Source organism: Nostoc flagelliforme FACHB-838 (assembly GCF_014698065.1).
In the GTDB taxonomy this organism is placed as follows: Bacteria; Cyanobacteriota; Cyanobacteriia; order Cyanobacteriales; family Nostocaceae; genus Nostoc; species Nostoc flagelliforme_B.
This window is the reverse complement of the sequence record NZ_JACJSI010000389.1, coordinates 1-5,369: the sequence shown is the minus strand read 5'-3', so window position 1 is coordinate 5,369 and position 5,369 is coordinate 1. Positions and strand designations below refer to the sequence as shown.

The following is a 5,369-nucleotide window of genomic DNA, read 5'->3' as shown; positions in this document are numbered from 1 at the left end:
TGTTTTGGGGTATAAAGTTCAGCCTTAGCTTCAATGATTGCGAGTTCTTCATCAGTCCATTTGAGATTCATTTATTACCTCCAATGTTTATGCAGATTTAGGAGAAGAATTTTCTTGAACAATCCGAGCGCTGATAGATTCAAAGTCAACTTGAAAGATGTTCATATCTGTGGACATTTCCCCAGTGTTGTAGCGGTCTACTATGTGCTGTTTAATTTCAGGTTGATTCAGCCCATCAGGGATATCGATGTGAGCTTCGCTGGTGATTTTTTCAACAACTGTAACGATGACTTTCATGGGTAATTCCTATTTGATTAATTGAGAATTCAGAAGTAAAAATATTCTGAATCCTCACTGCTGATTTACACTGCCCCAATCTTTACTGCTTGCACTTGTTGCATCCAAGTTTTGATTGCTGTTAGCTCATCCATTCCGCTAGCAACAGCATCAACAACTAGCTTTTGATACGAAGACTCAGCATGATTGGGATGGTCACACTTGCCTGCTGCCCAAGCCAAACACATGTTTTTGATTAGTTCATTAATCTGGTGAGTATCAAGTAAACTTGGGCGGTCAACATCCTGGAATTGCAACCACTCTTTCACCAAATCAAGGGGATAATCAAGCAAGGTGCGAATATTTTTTACTCGCAAATCCTGTGGGTGTACTGCTTGAGGAACTACGCTAAGTTTTGGTGGAGTCAGTGGTGGTTCTGGAATGGAGCTTGAAGTTTTACCCAATAAGGATTGGATATCACGAATGATAGTTGCCCAATCCAAATCTCTACTCCATTCTCTTTCAATCCTGCTTTTAGTCACGGCATCGTAAAGATTGCAGAAAACTGTATTCTCGTCACCAGCGTTCGCAACAATAATCAGTGGCTTAGAAAAATCCTGAACTAATGACGCAGCTAAAAGAAAGCTTTTGGCAAAGTTGGTTTCAATGCCAGTTCTCACTACATAAAGTTCATCAGCGCTCACTACAATATCCAGCTTCAGATTGTCCTTGCCTTTGAATTCTTTAGTAGTCAATCGCAGTTCTGACAGATACCCAGTTAACGCTCTTTGGGAAAGTAGGATTTTCTTCTCCTGGCTGATATTGAACTTGTACCAGACGAAAGATTCACCATCTACTTCTCCCTGATTGACATATAAATAGACGGGTTCGGGAGGGTTGCATAAACCTAGTTTGATTTCAGCAATCATGTTTTGTTGATCTGTGCAATAATTAGTGGTTTGTAAAACTAAAAATCCTTAGCAATTTCCAACAAAAAGCCGCGTCCCGTGTTCTGCACTTGCACCAGTTCTCTATCCAGCAGTGTTTGAATGACTGAATCCGAGAATTGAAATTGCAAACGATGCAATGGAACACAACCCCCACAAAGCTGAAGTAAACGCAGCAAATGATTAGCTCTACGGTCAAAGCTGTCTGTAGAATTAGCGATTTGTACTACCTCCGGTCATTGCGGCTAACTGTTGTTGCAAAATGGAGATTTGCTGTTGATAAAAGTCAATTTCAGCAGTGATTTGGCAGAATAATTCTTCTGGGGAAGGGGATTGAATTTGAGACTCCTGAAAGTGGAATAATTCGTCAGAGTTTTTATCAAGCATCAGGGCATAGCGCCAGCCACCACCAAATTGTTCAGCTAATTCTGTACCAGAGGGGTAGTAATAAAGCCCTAGAATGATGCCTTGGTTTGTGCGCTGTTCCAATGCAAAGCGAGGGTAGCCCCAGTGTTGAGAGATTGAGATTGTGGATTGCATATTGATTGGTGAATGAAGGGACAATGAAGCTCTTGAGCAGAGGAGCGGAGGAGCAGAGGAGAAACTTGTACAGATTCTTTCCCCTCTGCACCCCTGCCCCCCTGCCTCCTTACGCTGTAACTAACTCTGCTTTTTCCAGCAGGCGCTCCAATTTATCGCCAGTTAGTTGTTCTAACGGTTGTTCTAAAAAATATTCATCAAAAATGGATTTACCATCAGTAGACACATCCACTATCGACAGCGATTGAACTGCTGACATTGCAGAATCACAGGGTATGCGCTGGATTTCGTCTGCTGCGCGTGTAAACCACCAGTCGCCGTCAGTCTGCCCTACTTCGCCTAATTTCTGGTCATTCTGGTAAATGCCGTCGTCGAGGATTTCGTAACCGTACTTCTCGCATTCATCGAAAATCTGCGCCATGATTTCGTTGCCAGTAGTGCATGGTGTTGCAAGTTGTTCCTGCACAGGTAATGAGCCATCTTTGTAGTGAGTGCAGATGAAGCGATGACAACGCATTGGAGTGTTGGCACGGAATATTTCTTTGTCGTTGACCATGACTACCCAGCGTTGGGTTAAATGGTTGTCGTCATGGCTGATGCTGGCTACCAGTTTGTCATCAGCGTAATATTCGTGATGGTCAAACGAGATTTCGACTATTCTGAGGGGTTCGTGAGCTACAGCTTGGGCTTGGTCAGCGATGTAGTTGTCGAGTTCGGCTTGGGCTGCGGCTTGGTTGTCAACTTTCTGAAGCTGGGTGGATTGGTGGGTGATGATCGCGTTTACCCAGGTTTGGGCCGCTCTTTTATCCTCGGTGGGTGTAACGCCTAATTCGGCAGCGATTCTTTTGAGGCGGGGGAGGTTATAGCGGCAAAGGGCTTGCTGTGTGTAGGTTGGATGGGTCATAATTGATATTCCTGCCTCGACAGGGGTTAGGTTTTTGCAAAGGGCGATCGCTTCGTTGTCCAGACGGGGGCGGTCGTCTTTTGTTATTCCTATTCTATCAACTCCGAGTAGACAAATCAACTGTTAGGCGACATTTTTTTGTAAAATAGCTAAAAGTTCAGATGGGTCAATGTATACAGCCGGAAAGAGCTGCTTAAAATCGACATCAAGAGCATTGCAGATAGCCACGATTAAATCAGTTGAGACGGCTTCAGCTTTGCCTACCTCCAGCTTATGAATATACTGGTAAGTGCAAGTTACTCCATTATTGTTAACTTTGTCGGCAAGGGTTCGCATGGGAATGTCACCACGTAAAGATTGTAAGCGTTTCCCCAGTTCAGAACTCCATTTTAGTCTGTCAACGGAATCGAGAGAAATCATCAGTTTGCTTTTATCATTCTTACTCACATTGTAATCTCCCAGTTGACATAAAATAGCTTGGTGACTACTACGAGTTTAAAGTTTCATCAAAGCTGGGAGAATATGAACCCACAAATTTTACAGATAGCGATAAACAGTGCAACGAATGCCCGCGTTGAACTGCACCAAGGCATATATAAACTGCGACATGGTTCAGGTAACGAAGTGGAGCAACTGCTGGCACGTCAAAAAGCTGTAATGGCGACGACTATAGCTCCACAAATACACCTTGGGTTTTCAACGCGGCAGGCAAGCTTATGCCGCTTTCGCTGTCATGGACATTTTATACACAGGAATGTAGAGACAATGCTAAAGCCGACAAAGCAACAAGGATGGCTACCGCAGATGCAAATATATATCTAAATAAGTTAAGGAAAAACCCCAACCTCAGTAAAAGGTTTGGGGAATTCATATCAATTAAATCACACCCCCATCATGGCACAACTCAATATTCGCTCAAGTACTGTTCAGTTAGGGGTGGAATAATGGCTAAACCATCCTCTAAGCGTAAAAAGCCCACCCCTGCTTCATCCAGTGATGACACGCCACCAGATAACCTGACCCAAGAAGAAAACCCAGCTACAGCAACAATTACAGTTACAGCTGTTGAAGTTCCAGAGTTGACCGAGCAGGAAGTTCGTGATCGCTTGCATGCATCTTGAACGGAAGGTAGAACGGGCGTTTTTTGAAGCGGGGAAGGCATTGACGGAATTACGGGATCGTAGACTGTACCGCTCGACCCACAAAACCTTTGAGGAATATTGCAGGGACAGGTTTAGTTATACTCACCGCCATGTGAATTATTTAATAGCTGCTTCTTTGATAGTTGACAATATAAAAATGGGAACTAATAGTTCCCAAAACGAAAAAGCAGACGAAATGGGAACTAATAGTTCCCAAATTTTGCCTACATCAGAAGTACAAGTTCGACCTCTGGCAAAGCTAGAACCTCAACAACAGCCAGAAGCATGGCAGCAGGCGGTGGAACAAGCTGATGGTAAAGTCCCAAGTGGGAGGATTGTGAAGGATGTGGTGCAAAAAATAATGGAGAGAACCAAAGTACCCAATACTTACCAAATCGGCGAAGTCTGCCAAATTCTTGTCAAAGACAACCCCGAACTCAGAGGCAAGGGCGGGTGCTGGGCAATTGTCAGCGCAGTAAACGAGTTTAGTTGCACCGTGAGAGTTTGGGATGGCGAGTACACCATTGGGTTGCAGTACCTGAAGTCTTACAATTACTTGCCTGCCGAATGTGAGCAAATGCAATCCTTAAGCGATCGCATCAGTCGCGTATATTCCGATTCGCTGGAGGAGACAGTCAAAAATCTGTTGCAGTTGTTGGGGAAACTGAATCGGCCTTATTTAACGACTGTCGAAGAGAAATTGTTGAATGTACTGGAGTCTGAATCCGAGATAAGATAACCCCTGAACAATTTTGGCAATTTGGCATCTAATGTCTTTGGGTTGCAGTTTCAATGGAGATATCAACACAACGGGACAGTCAAGAAGTTGTACGAAGGATAGGGCAAAACTTTCCGCAACTGGTGTCCCGTGCTACGTCAGTTGTAAGCATGAGTCCTGTAGAAATGCTCTACATAATTGATACAGCGCTTGTAAGTGAACGCCATCACTCTGCAACTGGCTAGAAATGAACAAAACCAAATAGGATTTCAGAAGATGAAAAATCTAGATAGCTGGATTGCTGTATAGTTTGAGGTGTACCAGATTATCATCTCAAGAGTTGCTCTATGATCGCTCTACCTGGTATTGCCATCCAAGACAAGATATATGAAAGTTTTAATTCTCTAGTGTACCGGGGCATCAGAGACGATGGAGTAGGAATCGTCATAAAAATGCTAAAGCTTGATTATCCCTCACCTGCTGAACTAACCCGCTACAGACAGGAATATAAAATTACCCGTTCCCTCAATTTGGAAGGAGTCATCAAGGCATACAGCCAGCAGGACTATCAACGGACTCTGGTGATTATCTTAGAAGATTTTGGAGGAGAGTCCCTAGAGCAATGGATGCATAAGCGTCCAGATATATTCTGCCCGATGCCTTTATCCACTTTTCTAGGTCTTGCGATCTCTCTGAGCGACATTTTAGGCAGAATCCATGCAGCCAATGTCATTCATAAAGATATCAACCCTGGAAACATAGTCTTTAATCTGGATACTGGCGTTGTCAAAATAATTGACTTTGGGATTGCGACCCAATTTAACCGCACGAATCCGACGTTC

10 protein-coding genes are annotated in these 5,369 nt (G+C 43.7%); 5 read left to right on the top strand and 5 right to left on the bottom strand.

All coding sequences use genetic code 11. The annotated features are described in order from the left end of the window. Positions 1 to 87: 87 nt before the first annotated feature. The 5 genes from H6G97_RS44535 to H6G97_RS44515 all read right to left on the bottom strand — a co-directional run bounded on the left by H6G97_RS44535 (position 88) and on the right by H6G97_RS44515 (position 3,114). Positions 88 to 297, bottom strand: coding sequence for a hypothetical protein (locus H6G97_RS44535; protein ID WP_190946871.1), 210 nt, complete (start codon positions 295 to 297; stop codon positions 88 to 90). A gap of 65 nt (positions 298 to 362) precedes the next feature. After that, positions 363 to 1,205, bottom strand: coding sequence for a hypothetical protein (locus tag H6G97_RS44530; RefSeq protein ID WP_190946870.1), 843 nt, complete (start codon positions 1,203 to 1,205; stop codon positions 363 to 365). Between the two features lie 231 nt (positions 1,206 to 1,436). Beyond that, a complete protein-coding gene (locus H6G97_RS44525; RefSeq protein ID WP_190946869.1) occupies positions 1,437 to 1,763 on the bottom strand; it encodes a hypothetical protein in 327 nt (108 codons plus the stop codon). 109 nt (positions 1,764 to 1,872) lie between these two features. Continuing rightward, a complete protein-coding gene (locus H6G97_RS44520; protein WP_190946868.1) occupies positions 1,873 to 2,667 on the bottom strand; it encodes a hypothetical protein in 795 nt (264 codons plus the stop codon). Between the two features lie 123 nt (positions 2,668 to 2,790). After that, a complete protein-coding gene (locus H6G97_RS44515) occupies positions 2,791 to 3,114 on the bottom strand; it encodes a helix-turn-helix transcriptional regulator (protein WP_190946867.1) in 324 nt (107 codons plus the stop codon). Positions 3,115 to 3,189: 75 nt separating this feature from the next. Between H6G97_RS44515 and H6G97_RS44510 the strand changes: the two genes are divergently transcribed. The 5 genes from H6G97_RS44510 to H6G97_RS44495 form a co-directional block, all read left to right on the top strand. Next, positions 3,190 to 3,489: a hypothetical protein gene (locus H6G97_RS44510; RefSeq protein ID WP_190946866.1), complete on the top strand. Its 300-nt coding sequence runs from the start codon at positions 3,190 to 3,192 to the stop codon at positions 3,487 to 3,489. Between the two features lie 122 nt (positions 3,490 to 3,611). Further along, positions 3,612 to 3,788 carry a hypothetical protein gene (locus H6G97_RS55690; RefSeq protein ID WP_338421979.1) on the top strand — a complete coding sequence of 59 codons (177 nt, stop codon included), beginning with the start codon at positions 3,612 to 3,614 and terminating at the stop codon, positions 3,786 to 3,788. Next, positions 3,778 to 4,548, top strand: a complete 771-nt coding sequence (locus tag H6G97_RS44505; RefSeq protein WP_338421978.1) for a hypothetical protein — start codon at positions 3,778 to 3,780, stop codon at positions 4,546 to 4,548. Before H6G97_RS55690 ends, H6G97_RS44505 begins: the two co-directional genes overlap by 11 nt. Before the next feature lie 53 nt (positions 4,549 to 4,601). Continuing rightward, positions 4,602 to 4,772 carry a hypothetical protein gene (locus H6G97_RS44500; protein WP_190946865.1) on the top strand — a complete coding sequence of 57 codons (171 nt, stop codon included), beginning with the start codon at positions 4,602 to 4,604 and terminating at the stop codon, positions 4,770 to 4,772. Positions 4,773 to 4,874: 102 nt separating this feature from the next. Then, a partial coding sequence (locus tag H6G97_RS44495) for a serine/threonine protein kinase (RefSeq protein ID WP_190946864.1) occupies positions 4,875 to 5,369 on the top strand: 495 nt, incomplete at its 3' end.

Coding starts and splice junctions, on each gene's coding strand:
- H6G97_RS44520 (WP_190946868.1), bottom strand. CDS start 2,667: ATGACCCATCCAACCTACACACAGCAAGCCCTTTGCCGCTATAACCTC.
- H6G97_RS44500 (WP_190946865.1), top strand. CDS start 4,602: ATGGAGATATCAACACAACGGGACAGTCAAGAAGTTGTACGAAGGATA.
- H6G97_RS44505 (WP_338421978.1), top strand. CDS start 3,778: ATGCATCTTGAACGGAAGGTAGAACGGGCGTTTTTTGAAGCGGGGAAG.
- H6G97_RS44510 (WP_190946866.1), top strand. CDS start 3,190: ATGAACCCACAAATTTTACAGATAGCGATAAACAGTGCAACGAATGCC.
- H6G97_RS55690 (WP_338421979.1), top strand. CDS start 3,612: ATGGCTAAACCATCCTCTAAGCGTAAAAAGCCCACCCCTGCTTCATCC.
- H6G97_RS44525 (WP_190946869.1), bottom strand. CDS start 1,763: ATGCAATCCACAATCTCAATCTCTCAACACTGGGGCTACCCTCGCTTT.
- H6G97_RS44530 (WP_190946870.1), bottom strand. CDS start 1,205: ATGATTGCTGAAATCAAACTAGGTTTATGCAACCCTCCCGAACCCGTC.
- H6G97_RS44535 (WP_190946871.1), bottom strand. CDS start 297: ATGAAAGTCATCGTTACAGTTGTTGAAAAAATCACCAGCGAAGCTCAC.